The organism is Rhodopseudomonas rhenobacensis (assembly GCF_014203125.1).
Lineage (GTDB): Bacteria > Pseudomonadota > Alphaproteobacteria > Rhizobiales > Xanthobacteraceae > Rhodopseudomonas_A > Rhodopseudomonas_A rhenobacensis.
Genome location: NZ_JACHIH010000015.1, coordinates 18,511 through 37,647, shown reverse-complemented (window position 1 = coordinate 37,647; position 19,137 = coordinate 18,511). Strand labels below are relative to the sequence as shown.

Sequence of the window (19,137 nt, the reverse complement as noted above, 5' to 3'; positions counted from 1 at the left end):
GCCCCCCGCCCCCCCGCCCCCCCCCGTGCGACCACCCCCCCCGGGGCGGGGGGGGGCGCGCCCCCCCCCCCCCCCCCCCCGCCCCCCCCCCCCCGGGGGGGGGGGGGGGGGGGGGGGGCCCCACTTTGTTTCGCGGACGGTTCTTTCGAGGAAGAATCCCCCTCACCCGACCGGCTGCGCTGCGCTTCGCCGGTCGACCTCTCCCCGGAGGGGAGAGGTGAAGCCGCCTGTTGCGCGGGCTTGCCGGCGTCGGGCTTCGCCGCCCCCGCCGCCTTGACGTCCTCGCCCTCGGACGCCATCACCGCGATGACGTCGTTGACCGGAACGTCCTGGGTGCCTTCCGGCACCACGATCTTGGCCAGCGTGCCGTCGTCGACCGCTTCGACCTCCATGGTCGCCTTGTCGGTCTCGATCTCGGCGATGACGTCGCCGGATTTCACCGCGTCGCCCTCTTTCTTCAGCCACTTGGAGAGGTTGCCCTTCTCCATCGTCGGCGACAGCGCGGGCATCAGGATGTTGATCGGCATTGTCAGTGACCTTGTTGCGACCGCGGCGTGGTTTGGCCTGTGTCGGTCGGCCGCGCGATTTCGGCTTGAAACATTTCGACGATGCGGCTCAGCGCTTCGTCCTCGGTGTAGTCGCTCTCGCGGCCATAGGCGCGCGCGGCGTGGCGGGCGATGTCGACCAGCAACAGGCCCCACATTTCCGGATCTTCGAACGCGCGCATGAAGGCGATCGACAAGCCGCCGTCGAGCACGAATGCGCGCAAGACTTCGACGGCATCCTCGCGGCCGACCACGTCGGGCGGCAGCGGCTGTTGCTTCGGATCAGCCATGGCTCACCGATAGCAGACGGCTTTGGCGGCCTCGACCACCTCGGCGACGGATGGCAGCGCCAGCTTTTCCAGGTTGGCGGCATACGGCATCGGCACGTCCTTGCCGGACACCCGCTTCACCGGCGCGTCCAAGTAATCAAACGCGTGCTCCATGATCCTTGCTGCGATCTCGGCGCCGACGCCGGACTGCTGCCAGCCTTCCTCGACCGTCACCGCGCGGCCGGTCTTCTTCACCGAGGCGATGATGGTCTCTGTATCAAGCGGCCGCAGCGTGCGCAGGTCGATCACCTCGGCCTCGATGCCCTCTTTGGCGAGTTCATCGGCGGCCTTCAACGCGTAGCTCATGCCGTTCGACCAGGCGATCAGCGTGACGTGGGAGCCTGAGCGCGCCACCTTGGCCTTGCCGATCGGGACCACGTAGTCGTCGAGCTTCGGCACTTCGCCGGAGTGGCCGTACAGCATTTCGTTTTCGAGGAAGATCACCGGATTGGGATCGCGGATCGCGGCCTTCAACAGCCCCTTGTAGTCGGCGGCGGAATACGGCGCGATCACCTTCAGCCCGGGGATCTGCGAGTACCAAGCCGAATAGTCCTGGCTGTGCTGCGCGGCGACCCGCGCGGCGGCGCCGTTCGGGCCGCGGAATACGATCGGACAACCCATCTGGCCGCCGGACATATAAAGCGTCTTGGCCGCGGAGTTGATGATCTGGTCGATCGCCTGCATGGCGAAGTTGAAGGTCATGAATTCGACCACCGGCTTGAGCCCGGCCATCGCCGCACCGACGCCGACGCCGGCGAAGCCGTGCTCGGTGATCGGGGTGTCGATCACGCGGCCTTCGCCGAACTCCTGCAGCAGCCCCTGCGTCACCTTATAGGCGCCCTGATATTCAGCGACCTCCTCGCCCATGATGAACACGTCGGGATCGCGGCGCATCTCCTCGGCCATGGCGTCGCGCAACGCTTCGCGGATGGTCTGCGTCACCATCTCGGTGCCTTCCGGAATCTCCGGATCATTGGCGACGCCCTCGCCCTTCGAGACGGCTGCTGGCGCAGCCTCCTCAGGGTGAGGGCTCGGCGAGTCAGCCTTCGCGGCTTGCGATCTCCCCTCATCCCGAGGAGCCGATGCAGCCGGCGTCTCGAGGGATGGGGCGGGTTTTGCCGCCGCCTTGTCGGCGTCCGACGCGCTCTCGCCTTCGCTGAGGATGGTGGCGATCGGCGTGTTGACGGCGACGTCGTGGGTACCCTCCGGCACCAAAATCTTGCCGAGCGTGCCTTCGTCAGTGGCTTCGACTTCCATCGTCGCCTTGTCGGTTTCGATTTCGGCGATGACGTCGCCGGATTTAATGGTCTCGCCTTCCTTCTTCAGCCATTTCGAAAGGTTGCCCCTCTCCATGGTCGGGGACAGCGCGGGCATCAGGACTTGAATGGCCATGGTCGCTCCGGATCAGTTCAAACTTGCGCGGTCGCGCGGCACAACGCGGCGCATCTAGCGGTAGACGTCGGTATAGAGCTCGGCAGGCTCCGGCTCGGGATCGTGCTGGGCGAACTCCGCAGCAGCGTTGACGATCTCGCGGACCTCGGCGTCGATCGCCTTCAATTCCTGCTCGGTGACCTTGAGCCCGAGCAGACGCTGGCGCACCTGCTCGATCGGGTCCTGATCGCTGCGGACCTTGTCGACCTCCTCGCGGGTGCGATATTTCGCCGGATCGGACATCGAATGGCCGCGGTAACGATAGGTCTGCATCTCCAGGATGTAGGGGCCGTTGCCGGCGCGGCAATGCGCCACCGCCTTGTCGCCGGCGGCTTTCACCGCACGGACGTCCATGCCGTCGACCTGCTCGCCGGGGATGTTGAACGACACGCCGCGCTTGGAGAAATCGGTCTGCGCCGAGGAGCGATTGACCGAGGTGCCCATCGCGTAACGGTTATTCTCGATGACATAGACCACCGGCAGCTTCCACAGCTGCGCCATGTTGAAGCTCTCGTAGACCTGGCCCTGGTTGGAAGCGCCGTCGCCGAAATAGGCCAGGCTGACATTGTCGTTGCCGCGGTAGCGGTTGGCGAAAGCAAGGCCAGTGCCGAGCGACACCTGCGCGCCGACGATGCCGTGGCCGCCGTAGAAATGCTTCTCCTTGCTGAACATGTGCATGGAGCCGCCCTTGCCCTTGGAATAGCCGCCGTGCCGGCCGGTCAATTCGGCCATCACGCCTTTGGCATCCATGCCGCAGGCCAGCATGTGGCCGTGGTCGCGATAGCCGGTGATGACCTGATCGCCGAGCTTCAGCGTCATCTGCATGCCGACCACGATGGCTTCCTGGCCGATATAGAGATGGCAGAAGCCGCCGATCGCCCCCATGCCGTAAAGCTGGCCGGCCTTCTCCTCGAAGCGGCGGATCAGCAGCATGTCGCGCAGCGCGCGCAATTCCTGGTCCTTGCAGAATTCGAGAACCGCCGGATGCTGCGATCCATTGCCGGACTTCGGCTGAATCTCGTCCCCAGCTTGCGTGTCGCGCTTCTTCGATGCGGCCATGGCAGATCCGATGTTGTTATTTGGGTCCCTCTCTAACCCAACTATGGTCGCAGCAAAAGGATTGCATCACGATCTCATTCGCATCTCGCAGTGCAGCGAGATTGCGAAACATTCGCGATGGATTTTGAGGGATTTTGGAACTTACGGGATGAATGCGGCGGAGCCCCGCAAGATTACTTGGCAGGCAGCATCCGCACCAGGTCGGCGGGGTGCGCGTAATCGAGCTGGTAACGGACGCGCTCGTCGAGCATGTCGGGATCGACTCGGTCGGAGCGCAACAGCGACACCCGCTGCTCGCCAGCTGCGCGTTCCTGCTTTAGCCGCTGCAGCTCCGAGGTCAGCGCGATGATCTCCTGGTCGAGCTCCTGGCGCGCGTTGAGCCCGTATTTTCCCGTGTAGGCGTTGGTGCCGAAATAGCCGACCATAGCGGCGGCGATCGCATAAAGAGCGACGCCGGTGAGCAATGATTTGAGGCGGGTGCGGGAGACCATATTTTGAAGATGCGACAGCGCGGTTAACGGAACGCTAACGAACCGACATCCGCGCTGCCATCAAACGTGGGAGCTCACTTCTTCTGCTGCGCCACCCAGGCGGCGAAGGCGTCGATGTATTTCTGCATGAATTCGCGCAGCGGCGCCTTGGTCAGCTCGCCCTTGTCGTCGAAGGCGTCGGCGATGCCGCCGACATAGGCCTCCGGCTGCTGCAGCACCGCGATGTTGAGGAAGGTCAGGCACTGCCGCAAATGGTGGTTGGCGCCGAAGCCGCCGATCGCGCCCGGCGAATTGCTGATCACCCCGCCCGGCTTGCCGTCGAACGCGCTCTTGCCGTAGGGCCTCGACCCGACGTCGATGGCGTTCTTCAGCACGCCCGGAATCGAGCGGTTGTATTCCGGCGTGACGAACAGCACCGCGTCGGCGGCCTTGATGCGCTGGCGGAACGCCACCCAGTCGGCCGGCGGCGTCGCTTCGAGGTCCTGGTTGTAGAACGACAGGCCGTGCAACGTCACGACGTCGAGCTTCAGCGTGTCGGGCGCGAGTTTGACCAGCGCTTCCGAAAGACGCAGCGAATAGGCCTCTTTGCGCAGGCTGCCGACGACGACGGCGACGGTGTACGACGATGCCATGATTGATCCTTCTGCTGGGGAGGCCGACGATAGCCCAGCGCACCCTCGACGACAACGCCGGCCGGGCACGGCCAGCGGCCGCGGCCGTCATCGGTCCGCAGCGTTCGTTGGCCGTCTGTTACAGGGTGCTCAGCGCGCCGGCTCCAGCAGCGAGACATAATTGGCGACCGCGGCGCCGCCCATGTTGAAGATGCCGGCGAGCTTGGCGTCTTTGATCTGCATGCCCTCCGGCGCCTGACCCAACAGTTGCATCGCGGAGAGCACGTGCATCGACACCCCGGTGGCGCCGATCGGATGGCCCTTGGCCTTGAGGCCGCCGGACGGATTGATCGGCAGCTTGCCGTCCTTGCGGGTCCAGCCTTCCTTGATGGCGCGGGCGCCCTGCCCGGCCGGCACCAGGCCCATGGCTTCGTATTCGATCAGCTCGGCGATGGTGAAGCAGTCGTGGGTCTCGACGAACGACAGATCGGACAGCGTCACCCCGGCGGATTGCAGCGCGCGCTGCCAGGCCACGCTGCAGCCCTCGAACTGCAGGATGTCGCGCTTCGACATCGGCAGGAAATCCTGCGCATGCGCGGTGGCCTTGATAGTGACCGCCTTGGCCATCGTCTTCGCGGTGTCGGCGTCGGTGATCACCAGCGCGGCGGCGCCGTCCGACACCAGCGAGCAATCGGTGCGCTTCAAGGGACCGGCGACGAACGGGTTCTTGTCGCCCTCGGCGCGGCAGAACTCAAAGCCGATGTCCTTGCGCATCTGCGCATAAGGATTCGAGACGCCGTTCGCGTGGTTCTTCGCCGCGATCAGCGCCAGCGCGTCGGACTGGTCGCCGTATTTCTGAAAGTACTTCTGCGCGATGTTGCCGAACACGCCGGCGAAGCCCGCCGGGGTGTCGCCGTCCTCGATCAGATAGGACGCGCGCAACAGATTCTTGCCGATCTCCGGCCCCGGGGTCTTGGTCATCTGCTCGACGCCGACCACCAGCACGATCTTGGCGCCCGCCGCGACCGACTTCACCGCCTGATGCACCGCCGCCGATCCGGTGGCGCAGGCGTTCTCGACTCGCGTCGCGGGCTTGAAGCGCAAAGCGGGATCGGCTTGCAGCACCAAAGCGGCGGTGAAGTCCTGCGGCGAGAAGCCGGCGTTGAAATGTCCGAGGATGATCTCGTCGACATCGGCAGCAGCGATGCCGGCGTCGGCCAGCGCGTCGGTCGCCACCCGCACGATCAGGCTCTCGACGGTTTCGTTCTCGAGTTTGCCGAACGGGGTGTGCGCCCACCCGACGATGCTGGCTGTCATGCGGTCTCTCCCTTGGTCCGGCCGCGTTCTCGGGCGGCTTCTAGGGCAGCATAACCGCTTTTACGCGCCGCTCAAATCTGCCTTCGGTTTGCCGCAAGGTTTTTCACGCCGGTTTCGGCGGGGGTCTTGGGGCCGCCAAAACGACGAAACCCGCCCGCAGGCTTTGCGGACGGGCTTCGCCAGCGCTCAGACTGCGATCAATAGCGGTGCATGCCGTGGCGCGGCGCGCCGTAGCCGCGCGGCGCGGTCGAATAGCGGGGCGTGCCGTAATGCTGGCCGCCGTAGCGCATGTTGTGATGCATGCCCATGCGGTGCGGCGGCAGGCCGTAGCGCGGCGCGTAACCCGGCCGGGCGTAGCCGCCGCGATAGCCGGAGCGGCCGTAGCCGTAACCGTAGCGATAGGACGGGCGTGCGTAGCCGTAATTGCCGTGACCGCGCCAGGAGCGATATTGCGGGCGATGCCGATAGCCGTAGGAATAGCCGCGCGAAACGGTGGCCTCCTGATAGTACGGCTCCGGCGCATACATGCCCGGCCCCGAATAGGTCGGGCCCTGATTGACGTAGTAATATTGCGGCGACGGATCCGGCAGCCGCTCGTAGCTGGTGGCGATGTCATAGCCGAGGCCGTAGCCCGCGCCGTAACCATAACCCACGCCGTAGCCGTAAGAACCGCCATAGGCCGGCTGCCCGCACGGCGACACATAGGCCTGCGCGCAGGGCGAGCAGCCGGTGAACAGCCCGCCGCCGCACGCCATCGCCGGCGCCGAGCTGACGGCCAACACGGCGGCGGCCGCCGCCACTCCAGAAATTACTAAACGCATCACGCTCTCCTGTGGTGTTTTTTTGGTCGGGTTAATATCGTGGTCTGCGGAAATTCGGATTCCTCAGTTCCGGCGCAACGATCACGGCCGGCGGGTCGAACGGCACCGCCGGCTGCACCGCTGGCGGCGCCGACTGCGCCGACCAGGACTGATGAAAACTCTCGGCCGGCTTCGGCAATTTGCGGTTCTCCGGCGGCTCGATTTCCAGCCGCCCATAGCCCGGCAGCTGGCTCGATCCCGGATAATAGTGACCGACACGCGGGACCGGATCGACATAGCGGCCGCCATAGATCGTCGGCTGCACGTGGGTGCCGCGCGCCAGACCCCAGTCGCCTTCGATCACCGCATAGGACGCGTCGCGGCCGTTGATGATGATCGGCACGCCGGGGCGGCCGGGAATCACGATCGAGGGGCCGCTGTCGAGCGCCGCCGCACTCGCCGTCGTCCCGATCCAAATGGCCAATGCCCAAGCCCCACGCATCCTCGCTCCTCACCTTTGCTCATCCGACGTTAGTCGAAAACGCCGGACGATGGGTTAAGGGCCCGGCCCGATTTGCCGGTAAGGCTAACGCGTAAGGATCTGGCGGGACGAAATTGCAAGGGTTTGGGTGATCGAGCTTAACGCGCTCGCGGTTTCGGCCGGGCCGGCTCGGCCGGGCCAGAAGCGGGACAAATCTTGATCGTCGGCCTTGTCGCCGCGCGGCGGCGCTGCTAGCTCTTCGGCGAAATGCCGGTTTAGCTCAGCGGTAGAGCAGCGGTTTTGTAAACCGAAGGTCGGGAGTTCAATCCTCTCAACCGGCACCAGCAATCTGCTGAAGAACATCGATTTTTGACGGCCGCCGACGAAGCCGGCCGTGCCGACCCGCAGCTCTAGCCCCGCTTCATCACCCGCCCGCTCCGGCCGGAGGTCGTGAGCCGCCCCCGTGTCGACGCGGCAAAAATCACAAAGGGTAATACGGTCTTGAGTTCGCGCCATCGCCGCCGGGGCGGCGAGTGGCACGTGTCCCGCCTTCGGGCTAACCCCGGGCGGAACGATGGCCCGGGGCTCTGGTCGGTCCGCGCTGGGGATCACGTTATGCCCGCCGGTCCTGGTCAGCATCCTGGAATGCGGGCGTGAGCGCGGCTGCTCCAAGGCTCGACGCGCCCTTACAGCAGCGTCCACAGCACGATCAGATTGACCACGCAGGCGGCCGCCAGGCTGATCGCCAGCACGGTCTGAACGCCATTACGGTGGGTGTTAAGGATCATGTTCATCGCACCGACAACATCGGGCGATTCGCACCCCGGAGTCCCGCGGGTTATTTTTCGGACGATTCAGAACTCGTTTACGATTGATTCCCGGTTGGACTGGTCCGGGGGCGCCCTCGCCGCGCCGGAGCTGGCGCCCCAGGCAGCAAGAAGGCCGGCGCGAAGCCGGCCTGCTGCGTCACGATCGATGCGACAAGTGCGTTCAGTACCGGGTGACTTCCGGGCCGCCCCAGCCGAACCGATAGTTCAAGCCGGCCTTGACGGTGTGGTCGTCGTTGCGAACGCTGGCCCCGACCACATCCGGCGGTCCGCCGGTGAAGGTGGTGTTGCCGAAGTCGTAGTACTGATATTCAACCTTCGCCGACCAGTTCGGCGCGAACATATATTCGAGACCAGCGCCCACGGTGTAGCCGTCGCGATGGTTGCCGCTGGTGGTGAACGGCAAGCCGACGGCGGTGTTGCTGACGTTGAGGCTGGAGTCGCGATACGCGTAACCGCCCTTGGCGTAGAGCAGCGTCGGACCCCAGGAGTAGCCGAGCCGGCCGGTGACCGAGCCGAGCCCGCGATTGTCCTGGGTGACGAGGCTGTTGCCGGCGAACAGCAGGCCGCCATTGTCGTTCGACGGCAGCCAGCTGTACTGCGCCTCGACGCCGACCACCCAATTGCGGGCGAACTGATAATCGGCGCCGGCCTGCACGCCGCCCAGGAACTGGCCGTCGCGTCCGCCGATGTTGTTATCGCCGGCGAAGGCACCGCCGACGTGACCGCCGATGTAGAATCCGGTCCAGTTATAGACCACTTCCGGCGCGGTGTAGGCCGGCGCCTTTGTGTAAGTCCTGGCCGGCAAATCGGCTGCAAAGGTGGGCGCGGCGAAAACCATCATGGCGGCCGTGGCCAGCAGAAGCTTTTTCATTTTGGTTCCCCTGTTTGCGATCCCATATGTCGGAAAACAACGTGGCACCAGTTTGGTTGCTTGGCGGTCCTATTGGAGCGGAGATGCCGCGCAACCGTGACGAAGCAGCAACAGCTCGAGTTCCTTGAGCTAATGTGGTGCTAGCGCGCCATCTTCTCAAGTTCGGGGAACGGCAAATAGTTAACGCCGGCGCAGGCGTCGCCCGGCTCTTCCAGCACGCGGTCGAGCCGCGCATCGACATAGACCACGGCGCGTTCGCGCACGCCGATATAGGCGCCGTCGGATTGCCGGGCGTTGAACCGCAGGCAGGACACGTAGCGCTGCCGCCCGGCGACGCTGCGCTGCACCGGCTCGGCCATCATGGCGTCGCGCACGCCGACCGGATTGGTCAGATAGGTCCGGAAGAACGCCAGCAATTCGCTGCGATAATTGGCCGGAAACGGCTGGTTGCCGGTGCCGCGATCGTCGGTGAACGTCATGTTGCCGGGGCCGGCGCAGCCACCGAGCGTCACGACGAGCAGCAGCAAAGTCGCGGGATTAAACGGTCTCAAGGCGGGCTCGCGGGTCGGGATGCGTCCGCCTGTCTTAACCGCTCGGTCGGCGGAAGGGAATTGCCAACTCGACTGGGCATCGCGAAGACCGCGGCGGGTTTTGAGATCCGCCGCGGTCAGGTCAAGTCAGCCGTGGCGAACGGCGTGGCCCACGTGCTGGATCGCGCTGTGCGAGCGATGATGCAGCCGATGCGCGCCGATCCGCTTGGGCGCGTGATGATGCCGCACGACGTGGCGGCCGTGATGCCGCACCACGTGGCGGGCGTGATGGCGGACCATCTTGGCCTGGGCGTTCAGCACGGCGGGCTTGGCCGAAACCGACTTGGTCACCGGGGCCGGCGCGGTGGGCGCAGTGCCCGCCGCCATCGCCGGCGCGGCCAGCATCGACACCGCGAGCAAGGCTGCGGAAAGGGTTTTCATCATGGTGGTCTCCTGTTCGTCTGGACCTGAAAGCGAGCGGTCGGTCGGCCGTCTCATCGATCATGCGCTCGACCTTAGAGAGCCCGCGCTGAACCGATGCTGAAGCGCCGCGATGGCTTTCGTTCATCTGGATGAAACATCGTCCATCTTGGGCGATCGCGCGTGGAGCGCAGACGCTAACCGCCTGCGCCGCACAGTCGCGGCTCGACAATCGCGCGACAGGTCGTATAGACGACATCGTCCATTCGTGCCGAACGCTCGCAGAGGCCGCCTCCATGACCCATCCGTCGCGCTATTCCCGGATCGCCTTCGTCGCGAGCCCCAGCGCCGAGGCGCAGGCCGCGCTGCTGCAACTGTCCGAGGCCTATGGCAACGCCGACCCGCACGACGCCGACGTCATCGTCGCACTCGGCGGCGACGGCCTGATGCTGCAGACGCTGCACCAGCACATGCGCAGCAACAAGCCGATCTACGGCATGCATCGCGGCACGATCGGCTTTCTGATGAACGAATACAGCGCGGTGGATCTGCGCACCCGGCTCGCCGCGGCGCGCGACACCGTGATCCATCCGTTGCTGATGCGCGCCACCGACGTGCACGGCACCGTGCACATCTACCACGCCATCAACGAGGTCGCGCTTTTTCGCCAGACCCATCAGGCGGCACGGCTGCGCATCATCATCGACGAGCGCGAGCGGATGAGCGAGCTGATCGCCGATGGCATCCTGGTCGCCACGCCGGCCGGCTCCACCGCCTACAACCTGTCGGCGCAGGGGCCGATCCTGCCGATCAACGCGCCGCTACTGGCGCTGACGCCGATCAGCGCATTCCGGCCGCGGCGCTGGCGCGGCGCGCTGCTGCCGAACACCGCCTTCGTGGTGATCGAAGTGCTGGAAGGCGACAAGCGCCCGGTCGCGGCGGTCGCCGACCACGACGAGGCGCGCGACGTCCGACGAGTCGAGGTGATCTCCGACAAGACCATCTCGATGCGGATGCTGTTCGACCCCGGGCACAGTCTGGAAGAACGCATCCTCAGCGAGCAGTTCGGCTATTGAGCAACGGCGAGATCCGAATCCAACGCCTATTCAAAGGCTTAGTTCAATTAAGCAGCGGTGTGCGGCGCCGAAACGCGGTTCGCTGCGGCTGAATTGTGGTTTCATTGAATTCGTTAGAGAATTTGCGGCGAGACTCTTGCGGCAAACCTGAGGCAACCGCACCGACGCGTCAAATGTGTTGCGGCGGGATTGCGACCGCCGCCATATTTTTGCGACGGTACGCCAGGACGCCGTCGCCATGAAAAAATCACCGAACGGACATTATTCCTACCGACGGTATCCTGCCAAAAACGAGGACGACTGTCCCCGCCCTATGCCAATACCGAAGTCAGGACATATGTGCAGAGGACCGATTGGAACATGGCACAGCGCCGAAATGCCGGCGGAGTCCGGGGACGATCAGTCCGCGGATTCGCCGATCGATCTCTTCGACGATCTCGGAGGAAATATGATCACCCCATACATCATCGACATTCCCGACCAACGTCTCGCAGCGATCAGAAGCCGCGTGGAGTCGTATGACTGGAGCGAGCTTCCTGATGCCGGCGACTGGAGCGCCGGCGTTGGCGTGCGCGACCTGAAGCGGCTCGTCGACTACTGGCAGCACAGCTTCGACTGGCGCAAGGTCGAGCGACGGCTCAGTCAGCTTCCCAACTACACGAGCGTTATCGAAGGCGAGCGGATTCACTTCATCCATAAGCGCGGCAATGGTTCGAAGCCGCCGCTGCTCCTTCTTCATGGGTGGCCGGGTTCGTTCATCGAGTTTGAACGTCTGCTCGATCCGCTGGTCAGCGATGGTCACGACGTCGTCGTTGCCTCGCTGCCCGGCTTCGCCTTCTCCACGCCGATCACCGGCGTGATCGGTCCGCGGCGTGCCGCCGAGCTGCTCCACGGACTGATGAGCCAACTGTTCGGGCCAGCGCGCTACATCGTCCAGGGCGGCGACTGGGGCGCCCACATCGCGAGCTGGATGGCGCAGCAGCACCCCGATGCATTGCTCGGGTTTCATATCAACATGGTCAGAATCTTCGCGGCGGATGCGCGCCCGATGACGCCTGCGGAAGAGGAGTTCTTCGCAAAGCAGGCCGTCATCCTCGATTGGGAAACCGGCTACAATCACCAACAAGAAACCCGCCCGCAGACGCTGGGGGTCGCGATGGCCGATAGTCCGGTCGGTGCCGCCGGCTGGATCCTGGAAAAGTTCGGCCAATGGGCCGACCTGCCGAAACTCCCCGACGGCAGTCCGGATCTGTGGAGCAAGTTCTCCGAAGAGGATCTGCTGACCAACATCATGCTCTACGTGGCGCCCTCGTCGGTCGTCACCGCGACATGGATCTATCACGGCAAGCGTCTCGAGGGATCGGACCGCTTTCCTGCCGGAACGCGCGTCAGCGTGCCGATGGGCGTCGCGGCGTTTCCCGATCCGGTGTTCCTGCCAGTGCCTCGCTCATTTGTGGAGAAGACCTACGACGTCGTGCACTGGACCGACATGCCGCGCGGCGGCCATTTCGCTGCTCTGGAACAACCTGACCTGATGCTGGCCGACCTGCGGGCCTTCGTGAGCGCAGTGTCGGCGCAACGGGGCTGATATCAAGGGAGCAAGGGTAGCCCGGATGAGCGCAGCGACATCCGGGGCTCCGTCGTCTCGGAACACGCTCGGAGCACCCGCATATCGCTGCGCTGATGCGGGCTACTGCTGCTGATAGCCTAACTTGTCGTTCTGCCGCCCTGCCGTCCCCTCTCCGATCATCCAAGGAAGCGACCATGGCCGACCCGTCCGTGAAAAGCGTCGAGACCGCCATGTTGCGGATCGCCTATCTGGAGCACGGTCCAAGCAACGGCTGGCCGGTGATCCTGTCGCACGGCTTTCCTTACGACGTCCATGCGTTCGATGACGTCGCCGCCATCCTGGCGCAAGCGGGAGCGCGGGTGATTGTCCCCTACACCCGCGGATTTGGCCCGACGCGGTTTATCTCCGACGAAGCGATGCGCAGCGGGCAACAGGCGGCCCGCGGCGCCGACATCATCCACCTCGCCGACGCCCTTCGGCTCGAGCGCCCGATCCTCGGCGGGTTCGATTGGGGCGGCAACGCCTGCTGCAGTGCCGCGGCGCTGTGGCCCGAGCGGATCGGCGGCCTCGTGTCCTATGCGGGCTACGACGTCATCGATGTCAGCGCCCAGCGAAATCCGAACGCGCCGTCGTTTGAGCGCGTGATCTGGTATCAGCATCTGTTTCAGACCGAACGCGGCCGGGACTGCCTGGCTGCGCATCGCCGCGATCTGTGCCGGATCTTGTGGCAGGAGTGGTCGCCGGGCTGGCAGTTCGACGACGCGACCTTCGCGCGGTCTGCGATCGCCTTCGACAATCCTGATTTCGTGGACGTCGTGATCCATTGCTATCGCTGGGTCTTCGGCCTCGCGGCGGGCGATCCGGCGCTGCAGCCGCTGGAGGACCGCCTGGCCAAGAAACCCGTGGTGACGGTGCCGACGGTGACGATCGACGGGACCGCGGATCCCCTGAAACCTGGCGGGACCGCCGACCACGCGCGGATGTTCGTCGGGCCGCATGAACATCATGTCGTGGATGCCGGCCATAACCTTCCTCAGCAGGCTCCGCGAGCCTTTGCCGATGCCGTGTTGAGAGTTCGAGACTGGCTGGCTTGAAGCCGCAGCGAGATCGTCCTCCGCGGGTCGTGCATCGAGACCTCGTGTCCCGGACGCGATGCAGCCCGCAGCGCTGCTGCGCAGATCCGGGACCGTTACAAAGGCAGCATCCGTAACGGCCCCGGATCTGCAGCGCACCACGCCGCAAACGCGGCGCGTTGCACTGCGTCCGGGGCACGGCTCCATCGCCGTCCCGCCCCGCCCCGCTCGCAACCCTTCATTAACGACGTCTGCATAGAGTTAACGTGAGGTATACCGGCCCCGTCGGTACGTGCCAGAGCCGAGCCATGTTCCGGATCGATTTCAACAAGCTGCGCTTTCTGGTCTGCGACGACAATCCGCACATGCGCCGCATCCTGCGCACGCTGCTGCATTCGTTCGGCGCCCGCGAGGTCTACGAGGCCGAGGACGGCGCCACCGCGCTGGAGATGTACAGCCACTACGCCCCCGACATCGTGATCACCGACTGGGTGATGCCGATCTTCGACGGCCTGGAATTGACCCAGATGATCCGCCAGCCGGAGGCCAAGGGCAATCCGTTCGCGCCGATCATCATGCTGACCGGGCATTCCGAAAAGCGCCGCGTCACCGTGGCGCGCGACGCCGGCGTCACCGAGTTTCTCGCCAAGCCGATCTCCGCCAAGGCGCTGTATCAGCGCGTGCTCAACGTCGTCGCCAACCCGCGCCCGTTCATCAAGACCAAGAATTACTTCGGCCCCGACCGCCGCCGCACCAGCGCCGCCAACGCCTATATCGGGCCGGAACGCCGCAGCGGCGGCGACGCCGAAACCATCCATCAGCCGTCGCTGCTCGATAAGGCCCGCGTCGCAGGATAGACAACGAGGTTCGATCCGACATGGCCAAAGCAAAGACATCCGCGGTGCACGTCGAGGCCTTCGCCGACCACCACGTCATCACCCCGCCCAATCCGCTGCGCGGCGTGCTGCGCGCGGTCGACGACAAGGACCGCGACGATCCGATCGCCCGCGCCGAGCGGGCGCTGGCCGGGCTGTCGGGCGAATTCGATGCCTGGATGGCGAGCGAATGCGAGCGGCTGCGCGCAGCACATGCCGCGATTCTCAAGGACGGCTTCAGCAAGGCGACCCGCGACGAGCTGTTTCGCGCCGCGCACGACATCAAGGGCGACGCCACCACCTTCGGCTACCCGACCGCCAGCGTCGCCGCCGAGAGCCTGTGCCGGATCATCGAGCACGCGCCGCAGCTCGATCAGGTGCCGGCGGAGCTGATCGCCAACCACATCAAGGCGATTCTGGCGATCGTCCGCGAACACGCGCAGATCGACAAGGCCGGCGTCGAGCACGAACTCAGCCGGCGGCTGCGCGCCGTCGCCGACGAGTATCTCGCCGCAGTCAACCACGATCGCCCGGAACACCTCGAGGCGATCCTGTCGCCGGGAATTGCGCCGGCGGAGTGATTTTTTTCGGGATTGTTGCGGCGTCGTTGCGGGTGCGGCACCGCCCTGACCACTGACCGGGCGGATGCCCGCTGCCTGCTAACCCAGCGTCAAAGTCTAATAGCAGCGCTGCGGCAAGTTTCCCTCTCCCCGCTTGCGGGGAGAGGGTGGCGTGACAAGCGCAGCTTGTCACGTCGGGTGAGGGGGCGCCGCGTTATGCCGAGACGGGGGGGGGGGGGGGGGGGGGGGGGGGGGGGCCGGGGGGGGGCGCGCCCCCCCCCCCCCCCCGCCCGCGGGCCGCGGCGGCGGGCGGGGGGGCGCGGGCCGCGGCGACCCGGGGGGGGCCGGGGGGGGGGCGGGGGGCGGCCCCCCCGGGGGGGGGGGGGGGGGGGGCCCCCCCCCGCCGCGTTATGCCGAGACGCCCCCTCACCCGACCCGGCGTCGCTCACGCTCCGCCGGGTCGACCTCTCCCCGCACGCGGGGAGAGGTGATGCAGTGCTCGTATTTAGCTAAGCCTTCAGTCGTGGGGCGGCGTGCTGTCCATGTCGTTCAGCTGAGTTGAGAGGCTGCGGCGCCGCTCCGCTCACGCCGCCATCGCCGCCCATTCGAATCGCGCCACCCAGTCCTGCGCCAGCACGTCGTCGCAGAACCGGCTGGCCTCGTCGCGCGCCGATTCGGTGGCGAAGCGGCGCAGCAGGATCAGCAGCGGCGCGGCGGCGTCGTGGCCGGTCTCGCAGCGCGTCAGCACCCGCTCGACCATGCGCCGGCGCAAGCCCGCGGCGTCGTCGGCACTGCCGGCAAAGCCGGTCTCCTGCGCGGCTTCCAGCGCGGCGCGGAACGCCGGGAAGCTGGATTCCGGCAGGCCGGCGCGGAGCAGCAGCGCGGTCAGGCTGGCCCCTGCCCCGTCATGCAGCAACGCGGCGACGCGCGCGTAAGGCAGTTCGGTTAGTTCGACCAGCGACTGGTGGAACAGTTCGAGATTGCCGGACAGCAGCGCGCGCAGGATCAAGCCTGCGGTGAGTTGCCCGGTGGCGCGCAGATGCTGCATCAGGCCGCGCATGTCGTCGTCGCGCGAGCGCGCCGCGATGGTGACCGTCGAACGGTCCATCGCCTCGGCGACCACGCGTTCGGCGCGCTCGGCGCTGAGCCAGCGCCGCGCCACCACGAATTGCGCCAGCGTATCGGAGAGCTTGGCGACCAGCGACAACCGCGTCGCCGCCGGCAGATCCTCCAGCACCAGCATCGATTCGCGGATCGCCGCGAGATGGCCGTGGCGCTCGACAATGCGGTCCCAGGAGAACGGCGCCAGTTCGGCGTGCGGATTTTCGATCAGCTCCAGCGCCGCCGACGGCGAGCCGACCTCGGCGATCGCCGCGCACACCGACGCCGGCAGCGCGGCGCGCCGCGCGATCGCGCATTGCATTTGGCAATCGCCGGTGGCGACGATGTCCACGAGATCGGCGTCGATCAGCAGCGGGGAGAATTCCAGCACCGGCAGCGCGACGCTCGGCTGATCGGCGGACAGCGCGCGGATGATGGAGGCCGGCGCATCGGCACTGCGCGCGAACACCTCCGACATCGCCAGCCGCACCAGCGGCGAACAGTCGTCGAGCTGCATCAACAGCGCGCCTTCGGCAGCCGCGCGATCGTCGTCGGAGAGATCTGATACCAGCCAGGCCCGCGCCAATGAACGGGTGGCCTCTGCACGCTCGCCCGCCGGAGCGGTGCGGATCCAACTAATGAACTGCCGAACGATCATGGGTCTGCCGGCTTACGCAACTTGCAAAGGCCCCGCGACGCGGCGCCACTGTCAGACAAAATAAACCATGACGCTTAACAAAGGGTTCACCATAACCGCCTGGCTTTGTTGACGTTTCGTTAAGGCCGCAGACACCGACGGAAACAACTGCGGCGCAACGCGTAGTGCGCGGTCAGCCGACCGCGGCGCGTAGTTCCGAGGACGTCATCCGGGGCGCGAGCCGGACGCGCGTTCACACGCGTCTTCGACGCGCTACGGCTGCGAGCGAGCCCGGACTCTCGCCACCGGGCCGGCGCTCACCGCGCAGCGAGATTCCGGGTTCGCTCGGGCTTACGCCCTCGCGCCCCGGAATGACGGCTGGATTTGTATCTAACCGCTGAACGCGCCGGAGCGATCGCTGAACAGATCGAGCGGCTGCGGCGCGCGCACGGCGGGCGTCCGCGCCAGCGCCGAGGACGCCGCATCGGTCGATGTCGTCGACGTGGTCGAGGTGCGGCTGCCCCACAATTCCTGCACCGTGCTTGACACCGGCTCGGCGCGATCGCCGGGCTGATACAACGAGCGGAATCCCGGCTGGTACTGCGCCGTGGTGGTCGGCGCGTTCGACGTCGCGGCGGGCGGCGTCGCCGATCGCAGGTCGGGGAAGCTCGACAGATAGGCGCCGCTGTCGGCCGGCGCCGCCACGGCACTGGCGAGCGTGAGCGGCATCGCCCCGCCCGCGGCGAGCGTCGCCAGCGTCGCTTGCGAATTGGCGGCCTGGTCGTAGCGCGACGACAGTTCCGAATAGACCTGCGAGACGCTGCGCGCGGCGCCGGAGCGGTCGTAGAAGATCGACTGGTTGGCGGCGGCGGCGTTGGGAAACAGCGCGGCACCCGACGCGTTCGGATTGTTCTCGGCGTTGTTGATCAGCTTGGCGGCGCCGCCGACGCCCATGAAGTGCGCCATATAGAGTTCGGCGTCGCTCGGCCGGCGGCCGATCTCGCCGGTCAATTTGAAGCTGTTGGATTGCGTCAGCACCCCGGCCATCGCCGAGCTCGCCACCGGATCGTCGCGCAGCTTCAGAATCGCGGCCTTCGCCGTGGGATCGCTGACCGAATAGCCGCCGCTGGCCGACTTGGTGATCGCGTCGGCATATTGGCCGTAGCCGAACTGGCTGCCGGCTTCCTTGACGGTGCCGAGCCAGGTCTGCTCGATGAATTGATAGAGCCCCTTCGCCGACGACGTCGACGCCGCCGCGGTGGGATCGAAATTCGATTCCATCTTCGCGGTGGTCACCAGGTAACCGAAATTGGTCCCGGTCGAGCCCGCCGCCTGCTTGATGGCGCCGGCAATCTGCGCGCGCGAGCCCGCGGCGGATGGTGCTGAGCTGATTGTAGCATCGACCGGCATCGGGCCCTCCGCGACCGGCCGCGGCGCGGTTAGTACGAGCGCCACGGGGCGCACCTCGAATGTCACCTTCAGACACTATGGTTAATGCAGCATTAACGATATTGGCGACCGTTAACAACGACGATCGCCGCGCATCGCTGCGTTACGATGGGTTAACCAGACCGTGTTTCTAATTATGTCTGAACCGCATGCGCCGACGAATCGTTCGGCAGGCAACCGCGGGAGGTTGACATGCTCGCCCTTGCGACCAGCACCAACTCCAACACCTCATCCGCAGCCTTGTTGCAGAGCGGGTCGAAGCCCGACCCGTCGGCTGCCAAGACCAGCACCACAGCCACGACGCCCGGCACACAAGCCTCGGCCGACAAGGTCGAACTCTCCGAGCACGCCAAGGCGATGCTGGCCAAGGCGCAGGCCGATGCCGATGCGATGGCCGACCTCAAACTGACCTTCGACGAGCGGCTGGAAAAGCGCAGCGATGCGCTGGCCGAGAAACTCACCAAGGCGTTCGCCTATCTCAACGTCAATCTCGACGACTCGGTGCGGCTCAAGGTCGACAAATTCGGCAACGTCACCACCGAAGGCCCGTGGAAGAAGAAGATCGAGAAGCTGTTCGCCGACCAACCCGAACTCGCCAAGGAATTGAAGGCGATCGCAGGCCTCAACGCGCTGAAGGCGGCCTCCACCGCGCTCGACCTCTACAACAAGGAAAAGGGCGAGACCGCCGGCAGCAAAGAGCAGCAGGCGGCCTGGACCAAGTACAATATCCGCTCGATCAACATCCAGACGCTGTCCGAGGTGATGAGTCTGACCGACGGCAAGCTGCGCAGCGCCGCGGTGGACTATATCGAGGCGGTGGCCGATCCGACCGGCGCCAATGCGAGCGGCGCCGATGCCGCAGCCAAGCAGCGCGAGGTTTCCAACCGGCTGGCGTGACGCGCTCGATCGACACAGCAATCGGGCGTTCAACGCGTCATTGCGGGGAGCTCTTGCGACGAAGCAATCCAGGGCTACGCGTGAAGCCCCTGGATTGCTTCGCATCTCAGTCGGCGCTGCGCGCCGCCCTCGGCTCGCAATGACGAAGACCATTGATGATGCTTGCCGCTTTTGCGCTCAAGCT

20 protein-coding genes and 1 tRNA gene are annotated in these 19,137 nt (G+C 65.9%); 7 read left to right on the top strand and 14 right to left on the bottom strand.

Annotated features, from left to right (window positions below):
• The 9 genes from HNR60_RS24155 to HNR60_RS12965 all read right to left on the bottom strand — a co-directional run.
• Positions 1 to 527, bottom strand: a 527-nt coding sequence (locus HNR60_RS24155) for a biotin/lipoyl-containing protein (RefSeq protein WP_283810643.1), incomplete at its 3' end; no start/stop codon positions are given.
• A gap of 2 nt (positions 528 to 529) precedes the next feature.
• A complete protein-coding gene (locus HNR60_RS13000) occupies positions 530 to 835 on the bottom strand; it encodes a DUF5076 domain-containing protein (protein WP_184258121.1) in 306 nt (101 codons plus the stop codon).
• 3 nt (positions 836 to 838) lie between these two features.
• The gene (locus tag HNR60_RS12995; RefSeq protein ID WP_184258119.1) at positions 839 to 2,266 is read right to left on the bottom strand and encodes a pyruvate dehydrogenase complex E1 component subunit beta; all 1,428 of its coding nucleotides are present in this window, start codon (positions 2,264 to 2,266) and stop codon (positions 839 to 841) included.
• A gap of 54 nt (positions 2,267 to 2,320) precedes the next feature.
• Positions 2,321 to 3,364 (bottom strand): pyruvate dehydrogenase (acetyl-transferring) E1 component subunit alpha, encoded by a 1,044-nt coding sequence (gene pdhA, locus HNR60_RS12990; protein ID WP_184258117.1) that lies wholly within the window; start codon positions 3,362 to 3,364, stop codon positions 2,321 to 2,323.
• Positions 3,365 to 3,537: 173 nt separating this feature from the next.
• The gene (locus HNR60_RS12985) at positions 3,538 to 3,855 is read right to left on the bottom strand and encodes an FtsB family cell division protein (protein WP_011472936.1); all 318 of its coding nucleotides are present in this window, start codon (positions 3,853 to 3,855) and stop codon (positions 3,538 to 3,540) included.
• Between the two features lie 74 nt (positions 3,856 to 3,929).
• A complete protein-coding gene (locus HNR60_RS12980; RefSeq protein WP_184258115.1) occupies positions 3,930 to 4,487 on the bottom strand; it encodes an NADPH-dependent FMN reductase in 558 nt (185 codons plus the stop codon).
• Between the two features lie 129 nt (positions 4,488 to 4,616).
• A complete protein-coding gene (locus HNR60_RS12975; RefSeq protein WP_184258113.1) occupies positions 4,617 to 5,783 on the bottom strand; it encodes an acetyl-CoA acetyltransferase in 1,167 nt (388 codons plus the stop codon).
• Positions 5,784 to 5,980: 197 nt separating this feature from the next.
• A complete protein-coding gene (locus HNR60_RS12970; protein WP_184258111.1) occupies positions 5,981 to 6,604 on the bottom strand; it encodes a hypothetical protein in 624 nt (207 codons plus the stop codon).
• A 31-nt stretch (positions 6,605 to 6,635) separates the two neighbouring features.
• Entirely contained in the window at positions 6,636 to 7,085 is a 450-nt protein-coding gene (locus tag HNR60_RS12965; RefSeq protein WP_184258109.1) for a hypothetical protein, read from the bottom strand.
• Between the two features lie 248 nt (positions 7,086 to 7,333).
• Between HNR60_RS12965 and HNR60_RS12960 the strand changes: the two genes are divergently transcribed.
• Positions 7,334 to 7,408 (top strand) — tRNA-Thr (locus tag HNR60_RS12960).
• 646 nt (positions 7,409 to 8,054) lie between these two features.
• Here HNR60_RS12960 and HNR60_RS12955 read toward each other — a convergent pair.
• The 3 genes from HNR60_RS12955 to HNR60_RS12945 form a co-directional block, all read right to left on the bottom strand.
• Positions 8,055 to 8,765, bottom strand: coding sequence for an outer membrane protein (locus HNR60_RS12955; protein ID WP_184258108.1), 711 nt, complete (start codon positions 8,763 to 8,765; stop codon positions 8,055 to 8,057).
• 140 nt (positions 8,766 to 8,905) lie between these two features.
• Entirely contained in the window at positions 8,906 to 9,316 is a 411-nt protein-coding gene (locus HNR60_RS12950) for a hypothetical protein (protein WP_184258106.1), read from the bottom strand.
• Positions 9,317 to 9,442: 126 nt separating this feature from the next.
• A complete protein-coding gene (locus tag HNR60_RS12945) occupies positions 9,443 to 9,739 on the bottom strand; it encodes a His-rich protein BRANT (protein ID WP_184258252.1) in 297 nt (98 codons plus the stop codon).
• Positions 9,740 to 10,011: 272 nt separating this feature from the next.
• Between HNR60_RS12945 and HNR60_RS12940 the strand changes: the two genes are divergently transcribed.
• The 5 genes from HNR60_RS12940 to HNR60_RS12920 all read left to right on the top strand — a co-directional run bounded on the left by HNR60_RS12940 (position 10,012) and on the right by HNR60_RS12920 (position 14,890).
• Positions 10,012 to 10,791, top strand: coding sequence for an NAD kinase (locus HNR60_RS12940; protein WP_184258104.1), 780 nt, complete (start codon positions 10,012 to 10,014; stop codon positions 10,789 to 10,791).
• Positions 10,792 to 11,167: 376 nt separating this feature from the next.
• Complete coding sequence (locus HNR60_RS12935) at positions 11,168 to 12,379, top strand: epoxide hydrolase family protein (RefSeq protein ID WP_246432926.1); 1,212 nt, start codon at positions 11,168 to 11,170, stop codon at positions 12,377 to 12,379.
• A gap of 176 nt (positions 12,380 to 12,555) precedes the next feature.
• Positions 12,556 to 13,455, top strand: coding sequence for an alpha/beta fold hydrolase (locus HNR60_RS12930; protein ID WP_184258100.1), 900 nt, complete (start codon positions 12,556 to 12,558; stop codon positions 13,453 to 13,455).
• A gap of 287 nt (positions 13,456 to 13,742) precedes the next feature.
• Positions 13,743 to 14,291: a response regulator gene (locus HNR60_RS12925; protein WP_184258098.1), complete on the top strand. Its 549-nt coding sequence runs from the start codon at positions 13,743 to 13,745 to the stop codon at positions 14,289 to 14,291.
• Positions 14,292 to 14,311: 20 nt separating this feature from the next.
• Positions 14,312 to 14,890: an Hpt domain-containing protein gene (locus tag HNR60_RS12920; RefSeq protein ID WP_184258095.1), complete on the top strand. Its 579-nt coding sequence runs from the start codon at positions 14,312 to 14,314 to the stop codon at positions 14,888 to 14,890.
• 562 nt (positions 14,891 to 15,452) lie between these two features.
• Here the strand turns inward: HNR60_RS12920 and HNR60_RS12915 are convergent.
• The gene (locus HNR60_RS12915; RefSeq protein WP_184258093.1) at positions 15,453 to 16,628 is read right to left on the bottom strand and encodes a DUF2336 domain-containing protein; all 1,176 of its coding nucleotides are present in this window, start codon (positions 16,626 to 16,628) and stop codon (positions 15,453 to 15,455) included.
• Positions 16,629 to 16,997: 369 nt separating this feature from the next.
• Positions 16,998 to 18,017, bottom strand: coding sequence for a lytic transglycosylase domain-containing protein (locus HNR60_RS12910; protein ID WP_184258241.1), 1,020 nt, complete (start codon positions 18,015 to 18,017; stop codon positions 16,998 to 17,000).
• A gap of 231 nt (positions 18,018 to 18,248) precedes the next feature.
• Here HNR60_RS12910 and HNR60_RS12905 point away from each other — a divergent pair, with 231 nt between their 5' ends.
• Positions 18,249 to 18,953 (top strand): hypothetical protein, encoded by a 705-nt coding sequence (locus HNR60_RS12905; RefSeq protein ID WP_184258091.1) that lies wholly within the window; start codon positions 18,249 to 18,251, stop codon positions 18,951 to 18,953.
• Positions 18,954 to 19,137: the final 184 nt, after the last annotated feature.

Bases quoted from the DNA above. Each gene is read 5' to 3' on its own strand.
- HNR60_RS13000 (WP_184258121.1), bottom strand. From the start codon at position 835: ATGGCTGATCCGAAGCAACAGCCGCTGCCGCCCGACGTGGTCGGCCGC.
- HNR60_RS12995 (WP_184258119.1), bottom strand. From the start codon at position 2,266: ATGGCCATTCAAGTCCTGATGCCCGCGCTGTCCCCGACCATGGAGAGG.
- pdhA (WP_184258117.1), bottom strand. From the start codon at position 3,364: ATGGCCGCATCGAAGAAGCGCGACACGCAAGCTGGGGACGAGATTCAG.
- HNR60_RS12985 (WP_011472936.1), bottom strand. From the start codon at position 3,855: ATGGTCTCCCGCACCCGCCTCAAATCATTGCTCACCGGCGTCGCTCTT.
- HNR60_RS12980 (WP_184258115.1), bottom strand. From the start codon at position 4,487: ATGGCATCGTCGTACACCGTCGCCGTCGTCGTCGGCAGCCTGCGCAAA.
- HNR60_RS12975 (WP_184258113.1), bottom strand. From the start codon at position 5,783: ATGACAGCCAGCATCGTCGGGTGGGCGCACACCCCGTTCGGCAAACTC.
- HNR60_RS12970 (WP_184258111.1), bottom strand. From the start codon at position 6,604: ATGCGTTTAGTAATTTCTGGAGTGGCGGCGGCCGCCGCCGTGTTGGCC.
- HNR60_RS12965 (WP_184258109.1), bottom strand. From the start codon at position 7,085: ATGCGTGGGGCTTGGGCATTGGCCATTTGGATCGGGACGACGGCGAGT.
- HNR60_RS12955 (WP_184258108.1), bottom strand. From the start codon at position 8,765: ATGAAAAAGCTTCTGCTGGCCACGGCCGCCATGATGGTTTTCGCCGCG.
- HNR60_RS12945 (WP_184258252.1), bottom strand. From the start codon at position 9,739: ATGATGAAAACCCTTTCCGCAGCCTTGCTCGCGGTGTCGATGCTGGCC.
- HNR60_RS12940 (WP_184258104.1), top strand. From the start codon at position 10,012: ATGACCCATCCGTCGCGCTATTCCCGGATCGCCTTCGTCGCGAGCCCC.
- HNR60_RS12935 (WP_246432926.1), top strand. From the start codon at position 11,168: ATGCCGGCGGAGTCCGGGGACGATCAGTCCGCGGATTCGCCGATCGAT.
- HNR60_RS12930 (WP_184258100.1), top strand. From the start codon at position 12,556: ATGGCCGACCCGTCCGTGAAAAGCGTCGAGACCGCCATGTTGCGGATC.
- HNR60_RS12925 (WP_184258098.1), top strand. From the start codon at position 13,743: ATGTTCCGGATCGATTTCAACAAGCTGCGCTTTCTGGTCTGCGACGAC.
- HNR60_RS12920 (WP_184258095.1), top strand. From the start codon at position 14,312: ATGGCCAAAGCAAAGACATCCGCGGTGCACGTCGAGGCCTTCGCCGAC.
- HNR60_RS12915 (WP_184258093.1), bottom strand. From the start codon at position 16,628: ATGATCGTTCGGCAGTTCATTAGTTGGATCCGCACCGCTCCGGCGGGC.
- HNR60_RS12910 (WP_184258241.1), bottom strand. From the start codon at position 18,017: ATGCCGGTCGATGCTACAATCAGCTCAGCACCATCCGCCGCGGGCTCG.
- HNR60_RS12905 (WP_184258091.1), top strand. From the start codon at position 18,249: ATGCTCGCCCTTGCGACCAGCACCAACTCCAACACCTCATCCGCAGCC.